The following is a 24,362-nucleotide window of genomic DNA, read 5'->3' on the forward strand; positions in this document are numbered from 1 at the left end:
GAATCGATGAGAAGAAAATTAAAAAATAAAAACTAAGTTTAACCCAAGGATAGATCAAATCTGGGCAGTTCGTTTGCTATGGTCAGTTTTATCCGGCGAAGGTGGGTCAGTTTACCCGGCTTATCCAGTATAGTAGGAATTCAGTAAGGTCTAGTTTAAAATTATGGGCTTCGATGGAAGAATAGTATTCTTTTTTGTTTGACTCGATGGTCTGTGATAGGGATATAAGTGCTGGTCTGCCCAAATCCATGGAAATCGATTTTTCTGAAATCCCTCTAGCAATACGTCCATTTCCGTCTTCAAACGGGTGGATGGCCAAAAAGTAATAATGTGCCATTCCTGACTTGGCCAATGGAAGCATTTTGGATTTGTTTGTCGTGTGGGTTTCGTTGAACCAACGAACATAAGCTTCCATTTCATTTGTCATTTGTGATGAGGGAGGTGCCTCATAATGTACCGTCGGTTTGTCGAGGCGTCCTGAAACAACCTGCATAGGATCTTCATGAGTACGATATCTTCCAATATCCACTAAATCCCTTCTGCCATTGGCGAGCATCTGATGCCACTCAAAAAGATGTTCATGGGTCAATGGTACTGCATATGTTCGATATAGATTGACCATCATTTCAGATATTCCATATTCAGCTTGGGGAAGTTTCTTTCTTTCCGTTTCAAGTCCTAAGTTTTTTTTGATTGATTCCTGAATACTCCCACGGTCAAGATATTCCCCTTCAATTGCCGATGTGGTAAGAGCTTCATCCGACAAAACTTCAATTAAAAGCTCATTTTTGTCTTCCTCATCAATATGTTTAATTGAACCTAGAGCTACTCCACTAGTTTGGACAAACTGATATTCCAGATACTCCAAAGCTGCCTCATCATATCTGAAATTGGGCCAGTCCTTTTGTTGCCAGTTCCATTTAAAAGCTGTCATGAGCCAAATAATTAATTTTTATAGCTCAAAAATAGTAAAATTATGAGCTATAAATTAATTTTTTATAGCCCAAAAGAGGTGAATGAAAGACACAGTCATTGAGAATCACTAAAAAGGGATTATTTAAACTTTATAAATTGAAAGACCAAATTTCTTGGTCTTTGGTTGGCAGTAGCTATTATTATTTTACAACGTCAAAATGTACGGCATATCCATTTCCTGACATTGACATATCTGCAATTGTAAGTGTTTCTATATCTCCTGTTAAATCCATAATATATCGAGATTCTTTCCCCGGTCTAATAATTCTAAAAGTATTTACTTCGTCAAAATAGCCTTGGTAAGTTTCGGATAGGAAATCCTCCTCTATTTTTTCTAGGTTACTTTTTAAAGGCTTTTCCAATTTGGGAATTATTTCGAGGGATGTTTCAGAAATATATAAATCTGCTTCGTCAAAGGACTTTATCCATTCAAATATTTCATTGTTTTTAGAAATGCTTCCTGGATTTGCACTATCAAATTTTAATTTCATTGATTTTAATAATTTAGAATTGATTTAGTAGTTGTTTTGCTTGATTATCGCCTAAAGTGGCAGCTTTTTTTAAATAATGTTTGGCCTTAACAGAAAATCCAGCGTCAAGTTCCAATCCTTTTTTATACATTGAACCAGCCAAAACAAGGTAATCTACATTTTCGGGCTGCATTTCTAACGCTTTTAACACATTTTCTTCCGCCTTCTGTAAACATTTAATTAACTGACTTGTATAAGTAGGGGAAATCTTCATTAATTTAAAAGTTTTTAAATAATAACTATGTGCTACTAAATAAAGCGCATTTGCTTTATACAAGTCATTATTAGCATTCGCAATATTGCTTTTACAGACTTCAATGCATTCGTCATAAGAATCAATATCGAAATAAATATTTCCTAAGTTATTAGAACTTAACTCTTTTGTCCAATTTGAATATGCATCAACGGTAGAGATGCTTTTTTGATAAAATTCAATCGCTTGTTCTTGTTGATTTAATTCCTGATATGCCCTTCCTACATAAAAATTTATTTGTGAATCGTCATATCCGTGTTTTTTAAGTTGAAGTGAAGTTTCTATTACAAGATTGAAATCGGATGTGTCATATTGTGAGTAGTAATGAATTTTTGCAATTTCTTTTTGATAGTCTAATTCGAGATTTTTGTTTGTCATTGAATTGTTTTAATAGATAGGCACTGTTTATTTTTTAATTGCTTCCAATGTTGTCAGCTGACGTTTTCTTTTATGTCGCCCAAAGTTTTAAAACTGCTAATGCACTTAATAATAAAGTTAGTCCGCCAATTACCCAAATTAATAATTTAATTGTCTTGTTTTCGGCTTCAATTGCTTGTCTTATTTCTTTTGTATTCTTCGCAAACTCGATTTCAAAAATCTGCTTGATTTGGTTCCTCTCACTTTCAATTAGGTGCTTTATTTCTGATTTGTTATCTTCAAGCTTTATTTTGATTGTGCCTTCAAGGTCTTTGTAAAAGTCCTTGTTTTCTTTTCGTATTTGGTCGGTTTTTTCTTCAATAAGTTTTGCAAGTTCGGTTTTGTTCTGCTTGTGGGTATTTTCAATTTCCGCTAAACTTTTGGCAACTTTTTCCTGTTGGGCTTTTTGTAGCTCATTTATTTTGTCAAGTGCTTTACTGTTTTCTTCAAACTGCGTGGTTATCGCATTGTAACTTTCGGTGAGTTGCTGTAATTTTTTATATGCTCCCGAAACATCTTTAAGTTGCTCAACTTCTTGGTTGAAATCTTCAAGTGTTTGATTAAATTTTTGCAAGTTGCTCATATAGCTTTCTATTAAGTTTTTTCAATTCTGCTAATTTCTCTGAATAAACGTCATTTAGCAAATAAGCCAAATCGTAGTATTCCGCAAGCTCTTCCAAGATTTCAGGGTAATACTTTGAAATGGATTGGCTCAATTCCATCTTTTGTTTTTCGGTCAAATTCTTACCCAAAACTTTCAGGCGGTTTAAAAAGTCCTTTTGTTGCACTTGGATAAAAGTTTCTTTTATACTTGATAATGCACTTTCAAAACGTTCTTTTCCATCACTATCTTCATATTCGTTCAATGCCAAACGCACAAAACCACTTAAAAAATTTAGTCCGACACTATTACGATAACTTTCCAAAAATCGACTAATGCTGTCTTTCAGTTTTTCAAATTCCGTTAAGTTTGGAAATTGATTGTTTGTTGTCAAAACTTCAAACCATTGTTCGTAATCTTTTGGATTTTCTGCAATGTGTTGAAGAACAAAAGTTGTTTCTGAAAAAATGAAATAACTGTCAATTCGTTGCTTAAAGCTTTCACTATCTTCAAACTCTGAGCACCAATCGGAAAGCGTTTTAAGTGATTGTTTTCGACTATAAGCAATGTTTTCAAAAGTCCAATTCAGCAAGTGCCAAATAGCTTTTTCTAAAACTGTGTCTTGCTGAACTCTTTGCAACTCCATTTTGATGTCTGTGTTTGGCTCATATTTTGTAATGTAATCCGAAACGCTTTTTATGATGTGATTTTCATTGAGCGTATTAAACTGAACTTCAAAATGATTGATAAAGTTGGTCGTCCAATCGGTAACAATTCCTAACAGACTTAAACGATAAATAGCTTTTTGTAAAACATCACTATTGATATGAAGTTTGGTAAACGCATCATTCCAAAAGATTCTAACCTGCGATTTTTCTTTGAAGAAGTTTCTGATTACACCTAAAATAATTTCAAAATCCTTTTCAATATCATTTTGGCCTTGAACAAAAAGAAAAATCTGTTTAAATATATCCCTGCCACCAAAACCAACTTCATTGCTGATGGTTTTCATTTCCGTAAATGATGTGTCTTTGTGAAAAAGTCGATCAACCCGTTCTTGGTCGTGTGTTTCGGGGGAATGTAAAACGTAGCATTTGCCGACTTTATTAACGTTTTCTTCTTTTCGATTATCCCAACGTCCTGCTCTTCCTGCTTCCTGATAAAGTGCTTCTACCGAACTTGGCAAACCATAGTGAAAAGTGTAAAAGATATTTTGCTTATCTATTCCCATTCCAAAGGCTTTGGTTGCAACTAAAAGTTGATACTTGTTTTCCTTGAAATCTTTTTGAATTTTTTGTTTGTATTTGTTGAATTCATCTCGGCTCATTACAGGCTTTTTGCCAATTTTTCTCCCTGTTCTTTCATCGTAAATATCTCGTTTTGGAATATCGCCTGAAAACCAACCTACTTTATTCTGATAAATTGTGTTTAATGTATTTGCTACGTTGTAACATCCATAAGCACCATTTACATTTGGCGTAAAAATCAAACCTGCTTTTTCGGTAGTTTCAATAAAACTTTCCGTGTCTTTAAGTTCGTTGATGAGCTTTTTTAGCTTATCATTTTTATTGCCATTGTCGTTAAGTACTTCAAATTGTAGTTCTTTACGGCTGTAGTCCAAAAGCGATTTTATGTTTTCATCTTCTAAACGCTGTTTCTGTCTTGAAAACTCAATTTTTATGTCTTTTAACACATTAACGGAAGCGGTTGCTGTTAGACCGATAAATTTGATCTTACCTTCTTTGTTTTCATCTTTTGGACTTAGCTTATCTATTGTTTTTGCCAAATTCAAATATGAAGTTCTGAAATCGTGTCCCCATTCTGAAAGGCAATGTACTTCATCCACAACTGCGTAAGCAATAGAAAAGTTAGCGACAATAGCCCTTATTTTTTCTCTGAAACTTGGTATCTGAAATTTCTCTGGCGAAATCCAAACAAATAAATATTGTCCTTGCTCAAAGTTGGTTTCTATTTCTCGTCTTTCGTCTGCTTCCAAATCGCTAGTAATGAAACTAACGTTTGTTACAAGTGTTTTTACCAAATTATCGTTTTGGTCATACATCAACGATTTGATTGGACAAACCACAAAATTTATGCTTGGTTGCAATAAACAAGGAAGTTGATAGCACAAAGATTTTCCTCCACCTGTAGGCAAAAGTCCAATTGTATCTTTTCTGTTAAGTGCGTTTGAAATGATAGGAAATTGACCTTCACGAAAACTTGGCTTATCAAAAATGTTGTCAAGAAAAAACTCTAAAATCGGTTTATCTTCATCTGTTACTTTGTAATTGATTGGCTCTGTTGTGCTAACTTTGAAATAGTTTTTGTCTTTTACTATGTCAAAATAATCTGTGCGGACAAAAATCACATCTTCATTGATTTTGTTTTCGTCCGTGTAGCGTTTGAATAGCGAAAAGTCAATATTTAGAGCTTTTGTTGTTGGCTGAAATTTCGCTTTGTCGTTCGTTATTGTAATATTGAATTTTGGCTTTTTGAGCTCGTTTTTATTTTTGAGTTGCCAAAGTTTATCAAACCAAATAAGCAAATCTTTTATTGCCAATTCTGCGAAATCGGGTAAGTTTTCGTGTGATAAAATGTTGAAATTCCAATCTTGGTCAAATGTCAAATACTTGTGAGTAAGCAACTCAATAAGCAAGACTTGAAAACGGATTATTGCCGTAGGCAATAATTTAGTTTTAATTTCTTCTTCACTCATCTGATTTTCTACTATTTTCTCACAAGCCTTTTTGTAGAACTTTAGAAGTTTGTCGTAGCGTTCAAGATGTCTTAAAATCGTTTCAACTTTTTCAGTATAAGTGCCGTTTTGCAGTTCTCTTGTTGTAATTCTTATAGTCGTAATTCCCTTGCTTAATAAGTAATTATCTCTTGTGTTGTCGGAAACTCTCGTTACTTCGTCAAGCTTGTGTTGTTGTCCGTCAATTTCAATCACAAGTTTGGCTTGCGGCAAATAAAAATCAACTTGTTGGTTGATAAAGTTTCTGTCATCTTTACCGGTAATATCGTTGATTTCAATTTCGGGAATGAGCAATGATTGGATAAATGAAAATTCGCCAAACTCGTTTGGTATAATTTGCTCAAAAAAGTCTTTTGCAGGAAAGTAGTTGCGTTCTCTGTCACCTTTTATGGTGTCGTTCCAATTAGGTGTTTGGTTTGTCGCAAACAAAAAGCGTTCTTCAAAGTTGTCAAGTTTATGAATTTCGCCTAATTGAGATTGCAGATATTTTGAAAGAGTTGTCGGAAAACCACGTTGCAAAATGTTTTTCACTACAAACAAAATCGGCAACAAGTCATTATTTATCTGATTTGTTACAAGGTTCTGAATTACAAAATTCGGGTTTGTATATGTATAGTTTGAAGTGTATTTTTTCATTCAAGATTCTGTCGTTCATTTTTTGCAGTAACGCTTTTCAAGCTTGCTGGCAACGGTTTCCTATGAACAGTTGGGGTTTTTTGCCCTAAATATCCAGTTCAACATCGACCTTTATTTTATGTTTATACTTTGGTTTTATCACTTTCGCCCCCAATTGTTTATAGTATCTTGTTGTAAGCCATTATTATTTTTCTACGAGTTCATTTTTCAGTACGCTTTTAAACCAAATTATTGAGGCTTCTCCGTCTTTTATCATTATGTCATTTAGTTCATTATTGTGAGCAATTTGGTTTCTTAAAGTGAAGAGTTGATTAAATCTGTGTTCTACGTTTGGTTTTGATTTAAACATTTCTTCAAACTCGTTCCAAGTATCTTTTTTTATGATTAATTCTTTAAATTCTCCGAGAGTAAAAAAGTTTAGCTTTTTTCTAAATGATTGATAATTTTCAGCATTTTCACCCGGAAATTTCTTTAGGTGGGAAGCTATTTTAAATTCAGTCGATTGTCTTGTTTTTTCAGCAACAAATTGCTCAAAAGGATTGTTACTTATTCTATTTAACTTGTTGTTGATTAAATTCCTCAATTGAATTTCGATATTTTCTATTTCAGATTTCAAATTTTTTATTGCTTGTGGTAATTCTGTTGAATTTTGTAAAATTGATTCTACGGTTATTTGTTTCCCTGCTGTTAAAAGCTGAATGGCTTTTAGTACATATTCAGCTCTTTTTTCTATAAAAGCGTCAAAGTCAGTTTGGATTTTAGCATTTCGTCCCTTGTTTTCCATTCCTTCGTATCCGCCATTTGAAAGTTCTTTAATTGGAATTATGTGGCTATTTAATCGACTGTTTACAATTTCTTCATCTGCCCATTTGTAGCGTTCTTTTAAATAAATTAACGGGTCTTTTCTTCCTATATTTCTGTTGGTTTTACCAGTAATTAAAGCACAGTTTAAAGCTAAAAAGCTATCAATGTTTGCTTCTTGTAAAAGTGCATCAGGGAAAATATGATGATATTCTCTTTTCTTAATATTCTCCCTTGAAATTTGTTTTCCATCTGCAAAATCATAAGCACCTAAATAAGTGGAAATAGCAAGAATCCCTCTTGCTCTTATGTTCACTTTTTTAGGCCAACCTACAGTTAACAACTCTTCTTTGTCTGCTAATGGATAAAGTTTTCTGTTTAATACAGGTATGTCATTTTCAGTATAGAAATCACCTCTTTCGTTTTGCTCGTTAGTTAGAACTCGTTTTAGATTTATGTAATCTTGGTATGCTCTTGAAGCTGCCGAATTTTCATAACGATAAGTGAAGAATGACGACCACAGATATTTTTTGAGCAAAATCTCTCCTTTACCTGCTAAATCTCCATTTTCTGGAATATTTGAAAATGCGGCTGCAATAACTGAGAGCACCGCATTTGTGGGAAGCCTGTTTTTGTCATAAAGGCCTTGTGATTCCATGAATACAGCCATTCTGCCAAGACAGTTTTCAAGTATATCCCAATTTTTGACCAAAATGGACTTGTCCATTTCTGCCATACCTCTATGGTTTGGTAATTTGTCTTGAAGTAGGGACGAAGTAGCCAAAATCAAAAATTCAAGTTCAAAGTAGTGTTTAATTTTCGGATGCTTTTTGTTTAGGTCATTTTGCAATTCGTGCAATGAACTTTTCATTTCACTTTCAACTTCAGCTACAATAATGTCGTATATAGAAAGTGGCTTGCTATTCGTATTCATATTTATAAATACTTGCAAAGCAATTTCTTTTGGTGTTGTTGCTGGAAGTGAAAGATATGGAAGGTTAAAATGTGAAATGGTTTCACGAAGTTTAATAATTTTGTCTCGCAAGGATTCTTTGTCTTTATAATACTTTTCTATAAGTGTAGCGAAATTTTCATCAGTTGGTTTTGGCTTGTTGTCTTTGGTCGCCAACTCAATCCAATTATCAATTTCAGATTGGATATTTTCGGGTCTAAAAAGTTGAATAGGCACGCAACCTCTTTTTAGACTGTCTTTTGGTAGGTCTGCCCAAAGCGGATATTTTTGATCGTTTTTCAGGTAGCGAGTTCTGCAAAAAATTGTCGTTTCATCACTCCAAGGTTGCTCGTGATAGTTTTGAAATTCGGGAAAATAAACAAAGTAGGTCTCAAAGTCATAATTGTTGTGTAACGCTCTCCAAAAGGAAGTTAGTCGTTGCTGTCCGTCTAAAAGATGTTCGGTTATTTTATCCTTTGTTATGGGTTCTGCTGTACTGATGTAGCGTGATTTGAATTTTTCGTCATTTCCAACATCTAAAATTAGTGTAACCCCAACAGGCAAATTATGGATTACAGTTTCTAAAAAACTTTGAATTCTCCATCTGTCCCACGCTTCCATTCTCTGAAATCGAGGAAGCTTGATGTTGCCATTTTTTATTTTCGTGTACCAATCAGCTAATTGTCTATTTTGAGCACTGCTCGATGTTATTTCTGACATATTTTTTTGCAGTTTCGTTCGTTTTTATGGTTTACAACGGTAGTTGTCTGGTTTTGCGGGGAACTTCACAAGTAGGCGAGAACAAGCGATTACTTATAGGATACATTATTATATTGCAGGCTTTGTTACTCATTTTCATTGTTTTCTTCATCATTTTCCTCAGCTTCAACTTCAATTCCATCTTTTGCTAAACTATCATAGTATAGCTTAGTAAGTTCGGAAGTTAGTAAGTCGTCATTCAATATTTTGATCAACAAATCCTTGGATACTCTTGTGTCTAAATTAAATTGAGTTCCATCTTCACTGTATCTCATTTTCTTTTTCGTTAGCGGATGTTGTTTAGAAAAGAGAATAATGCTTTCATTGGGAATATTCATTTTGATAACAGGTGAATTTTTAGCTACTTTAGTTAACTTTCTTGCAAAGCTCACATCGGTAACTAATTCCTGAAGGCTTTCGATATTTTGAATTAATGCCATTTGATTAATAACATCTAAGCTCGCTGTAGCTTCTCGTGTTATAACATCGTGGAAACCAAAACTCCTTTCAATTGAATTTAAGTCTGTTATTATTATTTCTTCATCGACTCTCAGAACTTGAAACTTAGCGGTAATTCTTAATAATTGGTCCTCAAATCTCTCTAATCTTTGATTGGCTCTTTTTAAGATATGACCACCTCTTCCAATAACTTCTACAGGGGATATTTTTTTATACAGACTCACTTCATTATCATTGTCAGCCAAGACGATAATAAGGGATTTAATAGATGCTAAATCACTATCGTTAAAGTTGAAATTTTGGAGGTTATCATTGCCTACCACATTTTCTAATAATTCTAACTCTGCGGGCACTTCTAAATCATACTCGTAAAAACATTTTCCCCGCTCGTCAGCATCAGATAATTTTAAAATAGAATATTCGTCTTTTTCTATTATGAAAGAGTTGATTCCATCCACGAAGATTTGTCTCAATTCGGGTAAGTCATCTCCTTTTATGTCCAATTTTCTCGGTTCTGCAACATCTTCAATGTTTGCATAAATAATTATTTGAAGTTCACCGTCTGGATTATTGACAAAATCGAGCGATTGGTTTAATTCAGGTTTAGTCATTGGTATTTATTTTTGAAGCGTAATAAATTCGCTCGTCTAACTTGAAATATTTTATTCTGTCATTTATTTGTAATGTATCCTTAGTAATCAAGATTTTTTCAGTTCTGATTTCACCTTTTCTAAACTCTCCAGAAATTTTATAAATCCTAAAACCTAAAATTGCCAAAGTAGGGTTGGCGTAAAATAAGTCTGTTCTTATGTATATTAATCCAATAACGAATAAAATGATTATGAACGTTAGAATATATCTGAAGTTTTCAAATTGAAAGCATACAAGCGGTATAATATAAGTTGTTAGGAAAGTCAGGTGTTCGTAATCTATATTTTCGATTTCTGTAATTTTAACCGATAATTCAGGCGTTCCTTTCATTTGAAACCGAAAGTCAAAAAATGAAATAAAACCGATTGCAAGGGCGATGACACAAAACAGAGAAATGGTATTTGATTTAAGTAAATAAGTCCATCCTACAAATTCACATTTTTCTCCAAGACAAAATGGAATTTCTGCTGTTATGATTATTATCAATAAAAATAATAACCAAAGAGAGAGAAAGAATAATCCGATTTTTCTTGTCATTCAGTTTTTTGTTTTTCCGATTTTATTGGTTCAGCTTGTATATATGCATAAAATACATCTATGATCTACCCTAAATGGAATATTATTAATGTATTTGATAATCTTTTATAAAATTTCAACTTTCATGAAAAGCCTCCCTTGTTGTAAATATTTGTAATAGTTTGCCCTTGAAATGTTCAATCATTTACAAATTTCAACTATGGTCAACACCCTGCTTTTTAAATACTCCTCACAAATTACAGCTTTTTGTTTATTTTACTTACTTAATCCTTTCGATGCTTCCAAAACTTTACCCTTGGTCTAGTCGATTCTAAATCGGCCTTAGTCCGTTCAATAATGGTGCACCTTTCCATTTGTGCCAAGGCAGCAAATATTTTGATGATGAACTCAGAATGGGAGGACTTCTTCGTGGTGTCAATGAAGGGCTTGGTGATACTCCTGAAGCGAACTCCGTTTCCTTTCAACTTCGTCAAAAGATTAGTGGAATGGATAGCTCCTTGCCAACCAATCAAGTTTCTAGTCCACAATGGTATCACCGTCCCTTCAAATATTTTAATGGTTTGTCAAGCTCTTCTATACTTCCTTGGTAATCACTCATGTTTATCCAAAAACCATAGTCTGAAAATTCAATAAAACGGTCCTTTCTGGTTGGGTATTATTAAAAACACTTAGTTAGCACTTCAGAAGAACTCTTTGCAGGCATTAAACAAATAAATATTTAATGAAATATACGTTTGTGGGATCATACATGTATTTGAAATAGCTTGAAATTTCTTTTAAATATTTGTGGAAAGGGAGAAAGAAGACCAAAATCAGGGTTTGTCCGAGGGTTGGCGTAAACTCAATTATTTTTCTCCCTACCCATATTTCTACTGGAGTTGCCAAAAACATCGTTTTTGGCAACTCCCTCAAAAGAATCGAACAGTGATGGCAAGCCCCTATAGGCTTGCCATCACTGTTTTGGATTTGACCTCAATTCCTTTGCAAATTTATTTTGAATGCTTCTTGATTTGCCATACACGAACCGGTGTACGGCAAATAGATTAAATGCTGTTCAATGTTGATAGGTTTGTTCAATAAAGTAAATCAACAAATACCAGTACTATGAAGCGCATATTTATCATGGACGACGATGGATTAAAGGAGTACGTTCCTGTAGAATCTCTCAAAAACAGTCTAGCTCCAAAATTGGAGGATAAGGATAATCAAAATCAAACTGAGAATGAAATGTTGACTATTGCCGATTTGGTCAAGAAATTTAAAGTGACCAGGCCGACCATCTATTCCTGGGTGGAAAAAGGGTTGCTCAAAAAGATACCTATTGGCGGACGTGTTCTATTTCATCCCAATGACATCGACGAGCTTATCAATCGGTTAAGGGGTATTTCTTCTTAGAAACAGATTGATGATCCAAAGTCAAAATGAAAAATGGATTTTATTAATCGGAGGTCACGAAGCAAGTTGTGTTTTTGTATACAAAAACTGCTCACTTTGTTCGCAAGCTTGTTGAAGATACTCCTCAATTCCTAAAATTATGGCACGGCCAAAAAAAGAAATTAGAGAGCTTAAAGCAATTCATATCAGTTTTAGAACTACAGTGGATAATTATCTCATTGTAGCTCATAATGCAGAATCTTGCGGGCTTTCAATTGCTGATTATATCCGAAAAAAAATTACCGGAAAACCTTTGCCTAGATATAAGGTCTCTCCTTATGAAAGAAAAATTTTCGTTGAGCTGAGCAGGATAGGCAACAATATTAACCAGTTGGCCATCAAAATTCATTTAGGGCAGAACCAACCCGAAAAATTGACGGGACAACTTGTGGAATTACAAAGGTTACTTTCCGAAGTAAAACAAATTATGGTAAAATAAAGTCAAAACAGTTTGATTAAATTTTAGTAAAAAAAGGAGAACAATAGCAATAATTACTAATATTCTTCTAAATTTACTAAATGCTTCTCACTGATTTTATCAAAAGTAGATTGTCATTGGAAGAATATTCCTTCTCCCGTGATGAATACATGGCTTATTCAGGGAAGGACGCAAATGCTATTGCAACGGATTTGGCCTATTTATCCGAGAAAGGGGAGATCCTCTCTTTAAGAAAAGGATTCTACCTTATCATACCACCAAGATATTCAAAGTTGGGGGTTTTGCCATTGGAGCTTTATATCAATAAATTATTTGAACATTTGGATAAGCTCTATTACATTGGTTTATACTCAGCAGCACAAATACATGGAGCGGCCCACCAACAAGTACAGGCTGAATACATCATCACACAGGGTACAAGAATGTTGGATATTCATAAAAAGAATATAGCCATAAACTTTTTTCTTGCCTCTAATTGGCCCCAGGCCAATATTGTCCAAAAAACATCGGATGCTGGATATTTTAATGTTTCAGACCCATTACTCACCATTGTGGATTTAATATACCACCAAAGAAAGCTGGGAGGAATAAACAGAATGTTGGCGAATATCGAGGAGCTTTTAGAAGAAGTTGAGCCAAGTGAAATGGATTCCTTACTGCAATGGTATCCGAATAAAAGTGTTTTACAACGATTGGGTTTTTTGATTGATTTCATAAGCCCAAAGAGTGATTTGGCTGATCTACTTATCGCATATTTGGAAAGGTATGGGTTTTACCCTGTCCTGTTGAATACATCGGATAAAATTAAACCGGGTGCAGTGGATAATAGATGGAAAGTTGATGTGAACTTAGCCCTAAATAACGATATATGATGCCAAGACCCTACATAGTGGAGTGGCAAGATGCATCATGGAAATACATATAGCCGCTTTTGATCGGCTTAAAAATGATATAATGACCAAAATGAAATCATCATAAAATGACAAGCATAGCACAAAGAGCAGAATTGCAAAATCAAATATGGAAAATAGCCAATGATGTGCGTGGTTCTGTAGATGGATGGGATTTTAAACAATTTGTATTAGGGACACTCTTCTACCGTTTCATAAGTGAAAATTTCACCAATTACATTGAGGGTGGCGATGATAGTGTAAAGTACCCCAACCTGTCAGATGACGTTATAACTTCAGAAATAAAAGAAGATGCCATAAAAACAAAGGGATACTTTATTTATCCAAGCCAGCTGTTTGTAAATGTGGTTAAAAACGCAAGTAATAATCCAAATTTGAACACCGATTTAGCAGCTATATTTTCCGCTATAGAAAGTTCAGCTATTGGATTTCCTTCAGAAGACGACATCAAAGGCCTGTTTGCAGATTTTGATACCACGAGTAACCGTCTGGGAAATACAGTTGAAAATAAAAACAGTCGTTTGGCTGCCGTTTTAAAGGGTGTCGAAGGTTTAAGGTTTGGTAATTTTGAAGACAATCAAATAGACCTGTTTGGCGATGCCTATGAGTTTCTAATCTCCAATTATGCAGCCAATGCAGGTAAGTCCGGCGGAGAGTTCTTCACCCCTCAAAATGTGTCCAAACTCATTGCGCAATTGGCAATGCATGGGCAAACAACTGTAAACAAGATTTATGATCCTGCGGCGGGATCTGGTTCTTTACTGTTACAGGCCAAAAAACATTTTGACAGCCATATTATTCAGGAAGGTTTCTATGGGCAGGAAATTAACCATACTACCTATAACTTGGCACGTATGAACATGTTTCTGCACAACATCAACTACGATAAGTTTCATATTGTACATGGCGATACGCTACGGCATCCAGAATTGGGTGATGAAAAACCGTTTGATGCCATTGTGTCCAATCCGCCGTATTCTGTAAAATGGATTGGTAGTGATGATCCAACCTTAATCAATGACGACCGATTTGCGCCTGCAGGAATATTAGCGCCTAAATCCAAAGCAGACTTTGCATTTGTACTACATGCATTGAGCTATCTGTCGAGTAAAGGAAGAGCGGCTTTGGTGTGTTTCCCAGGTATTTTTTACCGTGGCGGTGCAGAACAGAAAATTAGAAAGTATTTGGTAGATAACAACTTTGTAGAAACCGTTATCTCTTTAGCACCTAACCTATTCTTTGGTACATCCATAGCGGTAAATATTTTAGTGTTATCCAAACATAAAACCGATACCAAAACGCAGTTTATTGATGCCAGTGGAGAAGACTACTTCAAGAAGGAAACCAACAACAATGTGATGACCGATACCCACATTGAAAAGGTGATGAACATGTTCGATGTCAAAGAAGAGGTAGCTCACGTAGCTACATCTATCGATAATGCCAAGATTGCTGAAAACGATTATAATTTATCTGTTAGCTCTTATGTAGAAGCCAAAGACACCCGTGAAAAGATTGACATTGAAATGCTAAATAAAGAAGTGGCTATAACCGTAAAGAGGATAGACAAGCTACGTGCCGATATTGATGCAATAGTTAAAGAAATTGAAGGATGAGCGAAATAATTTTATATACAACAGAAGATGGTTTAACTAAAATCAATGTTAAACTTGATGATGAAACGGTTTGGCTATCTTTAGACCAAATGGCGGCTTTATTTAATAGAGACAAGTCTACTATTTCTAGACACATAAAAAATATTTTTGATGAAGCTGAACTCGATGCAAAATCAGTTGTTGCAAAAAATGCAACAACTGCTTCCGATGGTAAAACCTATCAAGTAGATTATTACAATCTCGATGTAATTATTTCCGTTGGTTATCGGGTTAAGTCCATTCAAGGTACTCGTTTTCGCCAATGGGCAACCCTGCGCCTTAAAGAATACATTGTTAAAGGCTTTACCATGGACGATGAGCGCCTTAAAAATGTAGGAGGCGGCAACTATTGGAAAGAGCTATTAGACCGTATTCGCGACATCCGCTCCAGCGAAAAAGTCATGTACCGCCAGGTATTAGACTTATACGCTACTGCTACCGATTACGACCCTAAAAGCGAGCAAAGCCTTACCTTCTTTAAAATAGTACAAAACAAATTGCACTATGCAGCACACGGCAATACTGCTAGCGAAGTCGTGTTTTTAAGGGTAGATAGCGATAAACCCTTTGCAGGCCTAACCAACTTTAAAGGGGACCAGCCTACACAAGCCGAAGCCATGATTGCCAAGAATTTTTTAGAAGAAAAAGAGCTAAAAGTGCTTAACAATTTAGTGGCGGCCTATTTTGATTTGGCAGAATTAAATGCCATAGAAGAACGCGAAATGCGTATGGCAGACTACGTTACCGAACTGGATAACATCCTAACATCTACAGGGCGTAAAGTACTCGATAATGCAGGAAAAATTTCTAACGCTAAAGCCAAAGAAAAAGCCCTACAGGAATATAAAAAATACAAAGCCAAAACCCTAAGTACGGTGGAAAAAGATTATTTAAAAACCATTGCTGCCTTAGAAAAGAAAGCTAAAAAAGGAAGCCGTAAAAAATGACATTTTTAGATAAACTATTGGAGGGAGTTGAAGTGGAATGGATGGCCTTGGGTGAGATTTCTCTGAAAATTTCCTCAGGAGGTACTCCTAAAACAAGTATTTCATCATACTATGATGGAAATATTCCATGGTTACGTACTCAAGAAGTTGGTAGTGGTGATATTTGGGATACAGGAATTAAAATCACAGAAGAAGGTTTAAAAAATTCAAGTGCTAAAATGATTCCTGAGAACTGTGTTATAGTTGCTATGTATGGAGCTACTGTAGGCAAAGTGGGTATCAATAAAATTCCATTATGTACAAACCAAGCATGTGCTAATATTCATCTTAATGAAGAAATTGCGAATTATCGCTATGTGTATCATTTTTTGTTAAGTCAATATGAATATATTAAATCGCTTGGCGCAGGTTCACAAACAAATATAAATGCACAGATAGTAAAAAAATTCCAAATCCCAATCCCATGCCCCGATAACCTAAGAAAATCTTTAGAAATCCAACAAAAAATAGTTGACATTCTCGACACTTTTACAGAGCTTACAGCAGAGCTTACAGCAGAGCTTACAGCAGAGCTTACAGCACGTAAACAACAGTATGATTATTTCCGTGAGCAATTGTTGAGTTTTGATGAGAATGAGGTGGAATGGAAGACTTTGGGGGAATTAGGAGAAATCAAACGAGGAGTCGCATTTACAAAAAAACAAGCAGTTTTGGGGGAATTTCCAGTAGTAGCAAATGCGGATGCACCTATAATTTTTCATAATGAATTTAATAGAGATGGTGAATTTGTTGTTATAGCTAGATCTGGTGCTAATGCAGGGCTGGTAAGTTATTGGAATGAAAAGTTATTTTTAACGGATGCATTTAGCATTCATCCAAATAATTCAGTTTTAAGCACAAAATTTGCTTATTACTTTCTAAAAAAAAATCAAAGGAAAATTCATTCAATGAAAAGGGGAAGTGGGGTGCCGCATGTCAGAGCATCTGACTTTGAAATTTACAAAATTCCAGTTCCTTCTCTAAAAGAACAAGAACGCATTGTTGCCATTTTGGATAAGTTTGATGTGCTGACTACTTCTATTTCCGAAGGATTACCCAAAGAAATAGAGCTAAGACAAAAACAATACGAGTACTACCGCGAACAATTGTTAACTTTTCCGAAAGCTTAAAACTAACCACCGACCACCATGAACTACAAAACCATAGCAGAATCCAACAACTTTATTGTTTTAGATAGCTATAAAAAGTTCTCAGAAGTAAATGAGGCTCCTCTAAGTTATCAAACAGAAGCAGATTTAGAAAGAGAACTAGTCCAGGATTTGCAACACCAAGGCTATGAATTTGTGGCTCATATTAACAATCAAGAACGTATGTTGGCTAATGTGCGTGTTCAGTTGCAGGAACTTAACAATATGCAGTTCACTGATCAGGAATGGCAGCGTTTTGTGGTAGAGTATTTGGATAGACCAAGTGATAGCCTTACCGATAAATCAAGAAAGATACACGATAATTACATCTATGATTTTGTGTTTGATGATGGGCATATTCAAAACATCTACATAGTAGATAAGAAAAACATAGCACGTAATAAAGTTCAGGTGATTTCACAGTTTGAACAAAAGGGTACGCATGCCAACCGTTACGATGTTACCATTTTAGTTAATGGTTTGCCCCTGGTGCAAGTCGAACTAAAAAAACGAGGGGTGGCAATTCGTGAAGCCTTTAATCAGGTACATCGCTACACTAAAGAAAGTTTCAATACAGACAATTCACTGTTTAAATATTTACAGCTGTTCGTAATTTCCAACGGTACAGACAGTCGCTATTTTGCCAACACCGTACAACGTGATAAAAATAGCTTCGATTTTACCATGAACTGGGCTAAAGCTGATAATGCATTGATAAAGGATTTAAAGGACTTTACCATTACGTTTTTTGAAAAACGCACCCTGTTGAATGTACTTCTAAACTATTCTGTATTTGATATAAGCGATACCCTTCTTATCATGAGGCCTTATCAAATCGCAGCTACAGAGCGGATGTTGTGGAAAATTGAAAGCTCCTTTAATGCTAAAAATTGGTCAACAGCAGAGAGTGGTGGGTACATTTGGCATACTACAGGGTCGGGTAAAACCCTTACCAGCTTTAAGGCAGCAAGATTAGCAACGCAATTGGATTTTATTGATAAGGTGTTCTTTGTGGTAGACCGTAAAGACTTGGACTTTCAGACCATGAAAGAATACCAACGCTTCTCTCCGGATAGTGTAAATGGTTCTGATAGTACGGCAGGTTTAAAACGAAATATTGAGAAAAAAGACAATAAGATTATTGTTACCACTATTCAAAAATTGAATAATCTTATGAAAAGTGAGAACGATTTGGATATCTACCAAAAGCAGGTCGTTTTTATTTTTGATGAAGCACATCGAAGTCAATTTAGTAGTAAAAAAGATGGTAGAACCATAGGTACACAACATAACCTGAAAAAGAGGTTTAAAAAATATTATCAGTTTGGGTTTACAGGAACACCAATTTTTCCCGAAAATGCGTTAGGTTCGGAAACTACGGCTAGTGTGTTTGGTCGTGAACTACATTCCTATGTCATCACGGATGCCATTAGAGACGAAAAGGTATTAAAGTTTAAAGTAGATTATAACGATGTTCGTCCACAGTTTAAAGGCATAGAAACAGAACAGGATCTAACTAAACTAAGTGCGGCAGAAAACAAAAAAGCCTTACTGCATCCTGTGCGTATCAAAGAAATTTCACAATACATCTTAAAGCATTACAGACAAAAAACGCATAGAACTAAGGGAGGTAACAGCGGTTTTAATGCCATGTTCGCCGTTAGTAGTGTAGATGCAGCAAAATGTTATTACGAAGAATTAAATAAGCTACAACAAGATTATGATAAGCCATTAAGGACAGCGACTATATTTTCTTTTGCAGCCAATGAAGAACAAAACGCTATTGGTGAAATTGTTGACGAGACCTTTGAACCAACGGCAATGGATATAAGTGCCAAAGAGTTTTTAACTCAGGCTATCAACGATTATAACAGGATGTTCAAAACAAGTTATGGTGTTGAAAGCAAAGAGTTCCAAAATTATTATAGAGACCTTGCAAAACGGGTGAAGAATAAAGAAATAGACTTGCTCATTGTAGTAGGGATGTTTTTAACAGGCTTTGATGCACCAACGCTCAATACCTTATTTGTTGATAAAAACCTGCGTTATCATGGCTTAATGCAAGCCTTTTCGCGTACCAATCGCATTTACGATGCCACAAAAACCTTTGGAAATATTGTAACCTTTAGAGATTTAGAACAGGCCACTATTGATGCCATAACCCTTTTTGGGGATAGCAGTACAAGAAATGTGGTACTGGAGAAGAGTTACAGAGAATACTTAGAAGGGTTTACAGATATTGCAACAGGCAATGCACGTCGTGGTTATATTGAAGTGGTTAAGGAACTAAGAGAAAAGTTCCCTGACCCGGATGCTATTGAAACAGAGAAGGACAAAAAGGAATTCACTAAACTTTTTGGTGAATATTTACGAGTAGAAAATATACTCCAGAATTACGATGAGTTTACCAATCTTAAAGCGTTCCAGGATATTGATATAAATGATTCGGAAGCTGTGGAAGCATTCAAGGAAACCTATTTTGTTTCAGATGAAGATATTGAGGTAATGAAACAAATTGAATTGCCGGCAGAGCGAACCATCCAAGATTATCGTTCTACGTATAATGATATTCGTGATTGGTTGCGACGAGAACGAAAAGGAAAGGAAGCAGAAGAATCTGATATTGATTGGGATGAAGTAGTATTTGAAGTCGATTTATTAAAGTCTCAAGAAATAAACCTGGACTACATTCTGGAATTGATTTTTGAGCATAATAAGAAAACAAAAAACAAAGCAGAATTAGTAGAAGAAATAAGACGCATAATCCGTGCTAGTGTGGGTAACAGGGCAAAAGAAAGTTTGGTAGTCGATTTCATCAATGAAACAGATTTGGATGAAATAAAAGAAAAGGCTACAATCATCGATGCTTTCTTTGCTTATGCACAAGGCAAACAAAAAGCAGAGGCTTCAGAATTGATTGCAGATGAGAATTTAAATGAAGAAGAAGCGAAGCGTTATATGATAGCATCATTAAAAAGGGAATATGCTAGTGAAAATGGCACGGAACTTAATTCATTATTACCAAAAATGAGCCCTTTAAACCCTCAATACCTTACAAAAAAACAAAGTGTCTTTCAAAAGATCTCATCTTTTGTTGAGAAATTTAAAGGAGTTGGAGGTGAAATTTAAATTGATATGTTGAAACAATTGCAATTGGAAGATGATGGTTCAAGAAATATTACATTGGGTCATTTGACAACTAAATCTTGATAATTTGAGCCGAATAACACTTCTAATCGGCTCTCTGGAGAAAAAAAGTGATTCCAAACACCGCGAAAAATGTAGTTTGTTGCAAATGCATTTTAATGGCAAGATTATTTTATCCTACTTTTTAAGGAGTAATTTTTCGGAATGAAAAGTATTGTAAAATGCTGCAAAGAAGTAAAAAAGAATCAAAAATGCAGCACGAACGCAGCACGCTAATTAACTTTTGCTTAACAATTATTTTTATAAATACCTGAAAAACAGAATGTTAAAAAACAAAAAAGCCTCATAAAATGAGGCTTTTGCGGTCTGGACGGAACTAGAACCTTTTCCCGGAACCCCCTGTTTACAAGGCCTGCCAAGGGGCCTTTTTTTAGCGGAACCGTATGGCTCACCTTTTAACAAAGTTTAACTTTTGGATGCTTCCCAAAACTCCAAATTCCATCATTTTGATACAAAATGAAGCATTGGTTCCAATATTGGTTGTGCTATGTATTTTTTGATGTATATATTCATTTCTTTAGCCAAGTTTTGGAACTTACATTTTTGAACTATTTCTTTTGGAATTGACTCAATTAGTAAAGCTTTCGGTTAAGGAATCGTTCATTTGGATTTTTATATATCCAGTCTATTGGAGTCATATTTCTTTATTAGGTTTTTCGCTGCTTTCACCATCATGGTTTCCGCACTGCTATGAAATGTGGGTACATTGGTGTTCTCGTCAAAATGGGAGTTTTCCGCAGTATCCTTAGCCAAAGCTTGGGAAGAAGAGATTATGGTTCCATTGGTAAGTTCATAGATTATAATTGAAATGGAGGATTGGTTGCTGGCACTATAATAACCATTGCCTGAATCATAGGATAGAATTCCTGCCCCATTGCTTATTATGTTCCCACGAATATTTATTAAATAATCGCAATCCGTACTTTGTCCAATTTGCTTAAGCTCTTCGGGGCTAGGTTCGAAAGCAATTTTAGGTGGAACCATTTTGTGAGCCCTAATAGAATTTAAATCAAACAAGGAATCACCAATAATGTCTTTAAAACCTTCAAAGGACGCCTTATATAGCTCGCTATCAAATATAAGGGAGTTGGACTCCGTTCGGTTGAGTATCCATTTACCTTGGCTAAAATCCAACTGCTTACCTGTATCGAAGAGATAATTGTATTTTCCCCCTGCGCAGGAAACAAAGCATAAAACAATAAGTGATACTGATAACTTTCTAGTCATTATGAAATGCATTTAGTGTATTAACACCGACCTCTTTTCAACCCTCGACTATTGGTTGGCCTCCTTCTCCCAATCTTTGATATAGTTATCCAGATTGAGCAAGACATAATTTACCCTTTCCAGTGGGATTTTTTGGGGATCATATCTGCCATCAATAGCGACAAGTTTGCTGTTTACCCATGTTTTTGTTTCCTTGTGTTCCGGATGTCTGGGGTTTTCCATAATCTTTAAAAAATCATAAAAACCCGGTATACTGCCAACATCTTCAGGAGGACAGTTCAATGCTCCGGCACAACAAATGGGAAAGGGGATTGTAAGGTCATCTATTATCATCTCCAAGGTCAGGGAATGTTGCCAGTAGTCGCCGAAATCATATAGATATTCCAATTTCTGGCCCTTGGCCTGTAGTACTTCACCAATTGTTATCGTTTTCGAATCGATGATCTCATTGGGGCCATTAAAGCCTTCCTCCTCAAATTGTTGGCCAATGCGATAGCTGTCCATAGTGAATTCATAAAGGTGGTAGTTCTCCCACCCCATTACAATCTGGATGATGTGGTGGAACCTGTAAAACGTGGTATCGGATGGGGCCAAAAATTCACGCCATATTGTAGGGGACGTGCCTTCCAATTCAATTCGAAACTTGAATACTTTTTTCAATGTATGGTACTTATGTTATGGTATAGAACTCAATTTTAAAACAAATATGTCATATACTGAAATAGTTTGGAAGGTATTCCTGTAACCTGTATCCATCTTTATTCCACAAAATTTACTTTCCAAATTTCTAATTGTTATATCATTCTTTTAAAGAGAAAAAAAGGCATTTGAAGGAAAATCCAAATCTGTTCTAATCAATGCTTCTATTTATCATAATCTATTTTCGTCTGATTGGGATTCTCATATTCCTGCGGATTATTTGGGTCATACTCCAAAATCATAAGAACTCCGTTTGCGGAAGTCCATAAAATTGGACAATTACAGATATATTCCGTTTCTTCATTCACAATGCCTTTTCCACCACAATCTTGACAGTTTATATAAATAGAGTCGCAATTCCTACATTTTCCGCCAAGCCACCAATTCAAAAGCCCATTTTTTGTTGTGAATCCACTTTGATCCAAGACGACACAATCTTTTCTGCAAATTTTACACATTAACCACTTGTCTTCAACAACCAAATCAGTTGCCTCATCTATGGTTAAAATCCGCAAGTCCAATCCATCAAATTTGGCTCGGATTTCAGCTGGTATAGTCCATTCGTTATTTGTGACAATTATTGCTTTATCTGCATTAACAGATTGAGCAAGCATCATGATTTCTTCAACATCTTTGACGTCTATTTTGCCCTTCCTTTTTTTAGCGTCTATAAGAATTTTGAAAGTATGGTTTTCAAGTTTTATTTCCCACCAAACGTCAACTTGCCTAGGTTGACCGGTTACTCTATCTGGGATAGTTATGTTTTTTCTAACCGTGCCCAACCCATCCATTTGGTCATACAGTTGTCCAACTGCTTCTTGATATTCTTGCCACTTCATACTTTTAGGAGGATTTTTAAGCTAGCATTCAAAGTTTACCTCTATAAATATTTAGGTAACTGGTATTGAGTAGCTCTTTATTTAATAAAAACTGGGGAGCTCCCTTATGAGAATTTCTAAAATAAGCATTTTTTCAATATAGAAGATCTCAGGAATCTTTATTGGACGTTAAGGTTTAAGCAGATAACGGAGGCAAACCCCTGTGTACGTTACTTAGAGCTTACATTGACTTTACCGATTTCAGGTTGTTTCCCAATAATGTATATTGCTCAACATGTCATGTTATGGTCGTATTTGTTGAAACCTAGTGTTTTTACAATAGTGATTCCTCTCCAGTTGATTAAAGGATGTCAATGTTTAGTGCAAATAAAACTTTAGGTTCCTTAAATGTTGATTTAAAAATCTCCTCAATTGATTATTTAGAGGTTATCATCCACTGAGCCAATTTCCCTAGATATTATATCGCACATTGAGGAAATTCCAAGTGAAAACTGATGTTCTGCCGCAGTTCGATCAAGCATTAAAATACTGTTTTTTATTCTTATCAGATTTTCTGAATAACCGGCAAAATCATTATACTCTTCACTATATGAATCCCTATTGTCAAGTAGAATTTGGTAAGCTTTTCTTGCCTCTTGCCAGTTAGGGTGAGAAGAAAAGGATTTTTTAATTCTGATAAGCTCCTTATGTATTTCTTCCAATTTCATATCTAACATGAAAAATGAATAAATTCTCCTATATTTTAGTTCTTTTTTGAATTGAACTCTATCAGTTTATTCCAGTCAATGGAGTTATTTTCATCACAAAAATCATTTGCAAATTCAGTGGTGAACTTGTTTATCATTTGAGAGTACGATTCATAGAACTCCTCATTCTTTTCTTGGGCTTTGTATCCAAGGGGTATGATTATTTCTTTGTAAAGCTCTGAATCACCAGATATAAACTGCCAAAAAGACTGACCGCAAAGCTTGTAATAATCACCCTTCTCCTTGTATTCAAACCTTTTAGAGGATTTTCCATAGCAACATCCACAAACCGCTTTTACTTGGACCATGGAGCCGGATGTTCTAAGCACTCTTCTTGCGGAATTGAAGTTGTCTATCATTTTTTTATATTGACTGTCATTTCCCCAATTGGGTCCAGATTTTATAGAGACAATATTTCTTATGCCATCACGATCAAACTCCAGATCTACGCCTGGTATTCCTGATTTTCTGCCATTGTATACGCTTTCATTTATAAATATGGCAAGTCCTTCCAACCAATCCCCAAAGATGCCTTCCTCACTGGAGGACATATAAGCATCCACAATTCCTTTTACTAAATCAGTCGCGATCAGTACGTTTTTTGCCCGAAATAGATAAGGGTTCTTTTTTTTGAGAACATCCTTGAGTTTAAGGGACTTTACTTTTTCGATCCTTTTGCTATGGAAGGTTCCTATATTGTCTTCCACGTATTGGTTAACATTATCTAGATTGAGTTCGTTCATTT

21 protein-coding genes are annotated in these 24,362 nt (G+C 35.2%); 7 read left to right on the forward strand and 14 right to left on the reverse strand.

The genetic code is table 11. The features are described 5' to 3' along the window. Nucleotides 1-106: 106 nt before the first annotated feature. From GTK07_RS06940 to GTK07_RS19475, 9 genes are all read right to left on the reverse strand, one after another. Nucleotides 107-934, reverse strand: coding sequence for a Fic family protein (locus GTK07_RS06940; RefSeq protein ID WP_163634458.1), 828 nt, complete (start codon nucleotides 932-934; stop codon nucleotides 107-109). A gap of 181 nt (nucleotides 935-1,115) precedes the next feature. Beyond that, on the reverse strand, nucleotides 1,116-1,466 hold the full coding sequence (locus GTK07_RS06945) for a hypothetical protein (protein ID WP_163634459.1): 351 nt from the start codon (nucleotides 1,464-1,466) through the stop codon (nucleotides 1,116-1,118). Nucleotides 1,467-1,479: 13 nt separating this feature from the next. Further along, on the reverse strand, nucleotides 1,480-2,136 hold the full coding sequence (locus GTK07_RS06950; protein WP_163634461.1) for a hypothetical protein: 657 nt from the start codon (nucleotides 2,134-2,136) through the stop codon (nucleotides 1,480-1,482). Between the two features lie 70 nt (nucleotides 2,137-2,206). Then, nucleotides 2,207-2,758, reverse strand: coding sequence for an AAA family ATPase (locus GTK07_RS06955; protein WP_163634463.1), 552 nt, complete (start codon nucleotides 2,756-2,758; stop codon nucleotides 2,207-2,209). Further along, entirely contained in the window at nucleotides 2,736-6,167 is a 3,432-nt protein-coding gene (locus tag GTK07_RS06960; RefSeq protein WP_163634465.1) for a DEAD/DEAH box helicase, read from the reverse strand. Before GTK07_RS06960 ends, GTK07_RS06955 begins: the two co-directional genes overlap by 23 nt. A 184-nt stretch (nucleotides 6,168-6,351) precedes the next feature. Beyond that, nucleotides 6,352-8,640, reverse strand: a complete 2,289-nt coding sequence (locus GTK07_RS06965) for a DUF262 domain-containing protein (RefSeq protein ID WP_163634467.1) — start codon at nucleotides 8,638-8,640, stop codon at nucleotides 6,352-6,354. A 125-nt stretch (nucleotides 8,641-8,765) separates the two neighbouring features. After that, the gene (kwaB, locus tag GTK07_RS06970) at nucleotides 8,766-9,749 is read right to left on the reverse strand and encodes an anti-phage protein KwaB (protein ID WP_163634469.1); all 984 of its coding nucleotides are present in this window, start codon (nucleotides 9,747-9,749) and stop codon (nucleotides 8,766-8,768) included. Next, nucleotides 9,742-10,326, reverse strand: coding sequence for an anti-phage protein KwaA (gene kwaA, locus GTK07_RS06975; protein WP_163634471.1), 585 nt, complete (start codon nucleotides 10,324-10,326; stop codon nucleotides 9,742-9,744). The genes kwaB and kwaA overlap by 8 nt, the downstream gene beginning before the upstream one ends. Nucleotides 10,327-10,589: 263 nt before the next feature. Further along, nucleotides 10,590-10,862 carry a recombinase family protein gene (locus GTK07_RS19475; protein WP_417938980.1) on the reverse strand — a complete coding sequence of 91 codons (273 nt, stop codon included), beginning with the start codon at nucleotides 10,860-10,862 and terminating at the stop codon, nucleotides 10,590-10,592. A gap of 568 nt (nucleotides 10,863-11,430) precedes the next feature. Between GTK07_RS19475 and GTK07_RS06985 the strand changes: the two genes are divergently transcribed. The 7 genes from GTK07_RS06985 to GTK07_RS07015 all read left to right on the forward strand — a co-directional run bounded on the left by GTK07_RS06985 (nucleotide 11,431) and on the right by GTK07_RS07015 (nucleotide 20,028). Beyond that, nucleotides 11,431-11,721, forward strand: coding sequence for a helix-turn-helix domain-containing protein (locus GTK07_RS06985; protein ID WP_163634475.1), 291 nt, complete (start codon nucleotides 11,431-11,433; stop codon nucleotides 11,719-11,721). A 139-nt stretch (nucleotides 11,722-11,860) separates the two neighbouring features. Continuing rightward, the gene (locus GTK07_RS06990; protein WP_163634477.1) at nucleotides 11,861-12,199 is read left to right on the forward strand and encodes a plasmid mobilization protein; all 339 of its coding nucleotides are present in this window, start codon (nucleotides 11,861-11,863) and stop codon (nucleotides 12,197-12,199) included. A gap of 116 nt (nucleotides 12,200-12,315) precedes the next feature. Beyond that, nucleotides 12,316-13,071 carry a type IV toxin-antitoxin system AbiEi family antitoxin domain-containing protein gene (locus tag GTK07_RS06995; RefSeq protein WP_235932682.1) on the forward strand — a complete coding sequence of 252 codons (756 nt, stop codon included), beginning with the start codon at nucleotides 12,316-12,318 and terminating at the stop codon, nucleotides 13,069-13,071. A 107-nt stretch (nucleotides 13,072-13,178) separates the two neighbouring features. Continuing rightward, nucleotides 13,179-14,726 carry a type I restriction-modification system subunit M gene (locus GTK07_RS07000; protein WP_163634481.1) on the forward strand — a complete coding sequence of 516 codons (1,548 nt, stop codon included), beginning with the start codon at nucleotides 13,179-13,181 and terminating at the stop codon, nucleotides 14,724-14,726. After that, nucleotides 14,723-15,712 (forward strand): virulence RhuM family protein, encoded by a 990-nt coding sequence (locus GTK07_RS07005; protein WP_163634483.1) that lies wholly within the window; start codon nucleotides 14,723-14,725, stop codon nucleotides 15,710-15,712. Before GTK07_RS07000 ends, GTK07_RS07005 begins: the two co-directional genes overlap by 4 nt. Continuing rightward, entirely contained in the window at nucleotides 15,709-16,881 is a 1,173-nt protein-coding gene (locus GTK07_RS07010; RefSeq protein ID WP_163634485.1) for a restriction endonuclease subunit S, read from the forward strand. The genes GTK07_RS07005 and GTK07_RS07010 overlap by 4 nt, the downstream gene beginning before the upstream one ends. An 18-nt stretch (nucleotides 16,882-16,899) precedes the next feature. After that, entirely contained in the window at nucleotides 16,900-20,028 is a 3,129-nt protein-coding gene (locus tag GTK07_RS07015; protein WP_163634486.1) for a type I restriction endonuclease subunit R, read from the forward strand. Nucleotides 20,029-20,718: 690 nt separating this feature from the next. Here GTK07_RS07015 and GTK07_RS07020 read toward each other — a convergent pair. From GTK07_RS07020 to GTK07_RS07040, 5 genes are all read right to left on the reverse strand, one after another. Next, the gene (locus GTK07_RS07020; RefSeq protein ID WP_163634488.1) at nucleotides 20,719-21,333 is read right to left on the reverse strand and encodes a hypothetical protein; all 615 of its coding nucleotides are present in this window, start codon (nucleotides 21,331-21,333) and stop codon (nucleotides 20,719-20,721) included. Between the two features lie 48 nt (nucleotides 21,334-21,381). Beyond that, nucleotides 21,382-21,993: a plasmid pRiA4b ORF-3 family protein gene (locus GTK07_RS07025; RefSeq protein ID WP_163634490.1), complete on the reverse strand. Its 612-nt coding sequence runs from the start codon at nucleotides 21,991-21,993 to the stop codon at nucleotides 21,382-21,384. A gap of 203 nt (nucleotides 21,994-22,196) precedes the next feature. Then, nucleotides 22,197-22,871 (reverse strand): restriction endonuclease, encoded by a 675-nt coding sequence (locus tag GTK07_RS07030; protein ID WP_163634492.1) that lies wholly within the window; start codon nucleotides 22,869-22,871, stop codon nucleotides 22,197-22,199. Nucleotides 22,872-23,290: 419 nt separating this feature from the next. After that, nucleotides 23,291-23,578: a hypothetical protein gene (locus GTK07_RS07035; protein ID WP_163634494.1), complete on the reverse strand. Its 288-nt coding sequence runs from the start codon at nucleotides 23,576-23,578 to the stop codon at nucleotides 23,291-23,293. A gap of 35 nt (nucleotides 23,579-23,613) precedes the next feature. After that, nucleotides 23,614-24,360, reverse strand: coding sequence for a PmeII family type II restriction endonuclease (locus GTK07_RS07040; protein WP_163634496.1), 747 nt, complete (start codon nucleotides 24,358-24,360; stop codon nucleotides 23,614-23,616). Nucleotides 24,361-24,362: the final 2 nt, after the last annotated feature.

Origin of the sequence: Flagellimonas sediminis (assembly GCF_010500845.1) — a bacterium.
In the GTDB taxonomy this organism is placed as follows: domain Bacteria; phylum Bacteroidota; class Bacteroidia; order Flavobacteriales; family Flavobacteriaceae; genus Flagellimonas; species Flagellimonas sediminis.

Coding starts and splice junctions, on each gene's coding strand:
- GTK07_RS06940 (WP_163634458.1), bottom strand. CDS start 934: ATGACAGCTTTTAAATGGAACTGGCAACAAAAGGACTGGCCCAATTTC.
- GTK07_RS06945 (WP_163634459.1), bottom strand. CDS start 1,466: ATGAAATTAAAATTTGATAGTGCAAATCCAGGAAGCATTTCTAAAAAC.
- GTK07_RS06950 (WP_163634461.1), bottom strand. CDS start 2,136: ATGACAAACAAAAATCTCGAATTAGACTATCAAAAAGAAATTGCAAAA.
- GTK07_RS06955 (WP_163634463.1), bottom strand. CDS start 2,758: ATGAGCAACTTGCAAAAATTTAATCAAACACTTGAAGATTTCAACCAA.
- GTK07_RS06960 (WP_163634465.1), bottom strand. CDS start 6,167: ATGAAAAAATACACTTCAAACTATACATATACAAACCCGAATTTTGTA.
- GTK07_RS06965 (WP_163634467.1), bottom strand. CDS start 8,640: ATGTCAGAAATAACATCGAGCAGTGCTCAAAATAGACAATTAGCTGAT.
- kwaB (WP_163634469.1), bottom strand. CDS start 9,749: ATGACTAAACCTGAATTAAACCAATCGCTCGATTTTGTCAATAATCCA.
- kwaA (WP_163634471.1), bottom strand. CDS start 10,326: ATGACAAGAAAAATCGGATTATTCTTTCTCTCTCTTTGGTTATTATTT.
- GTK07_RS06985 (WP_163634475.1), top strand. CDS start 11,431: ATGAAGCGCATATTTATCATGGACGACGATGGATTAAAGGAGTACGTT.
- GTK07_RS06990 (WP_163634477.1), top strand. CDS start 11,861: ATGGCACGGCCAAAAAAAGAAATTAGAGAGCTTAAAGCAATTCATATC.
- GTK07_RS07000 (WP_163634481.1), top strand. CDS start 13,179: ATGACAAGCATAGCACAAAGAGCAGAATTGCAAAATCAAATATGGAAA.
- GTK07_RS07005 (WP_163634483.1), top strand. CDS start 14,723: ATGAGCGAAATAATTTTATATACAACAGAAGATGGTTTAACTAAAATC.
- GTK07_RS07010 (WP_163634485.1), top strand. CDS start 15,709: ATGACATTTTTAGATAAACTATTGGAGGGAGTTGAAGTGGAATGGATG.
- GTK07_RS07015 (WP_163634486.1), top strand. CDS start 16,900: ATGAACTACAAAACCATAGCAGAATCCAACAACTTTATTGTTTTAGAT.
- GTK07_RS07020 (WP_163634488.1), bottom strand. CDS start 21,333: ATGACTAGAAAGTTATCAGTATCACTTATTGTTTTATGCTTTGTTTCC.
- GTK07_RS07030 (WP_163634492.1), bottom strand. CDS start 22,871: ATGAAGTGGCAAGAATATCAAGAAGCAGTTGGACAACTGTATGACCAA.
- GTK07_RS07035 (WP_163634494.1), bottom strand. CDS start 23,578: ATGAAATTGGAAGAAATACATAAGGAGCTTATCAGAATTAAAAAATCC.
- GTK07_RS07040 (WP_163634496.1), bottom strand. CDS start 24,360: ATGAACGAACTCAATCTAGATAATGTTAACCAATACGTGGAAGACAAT.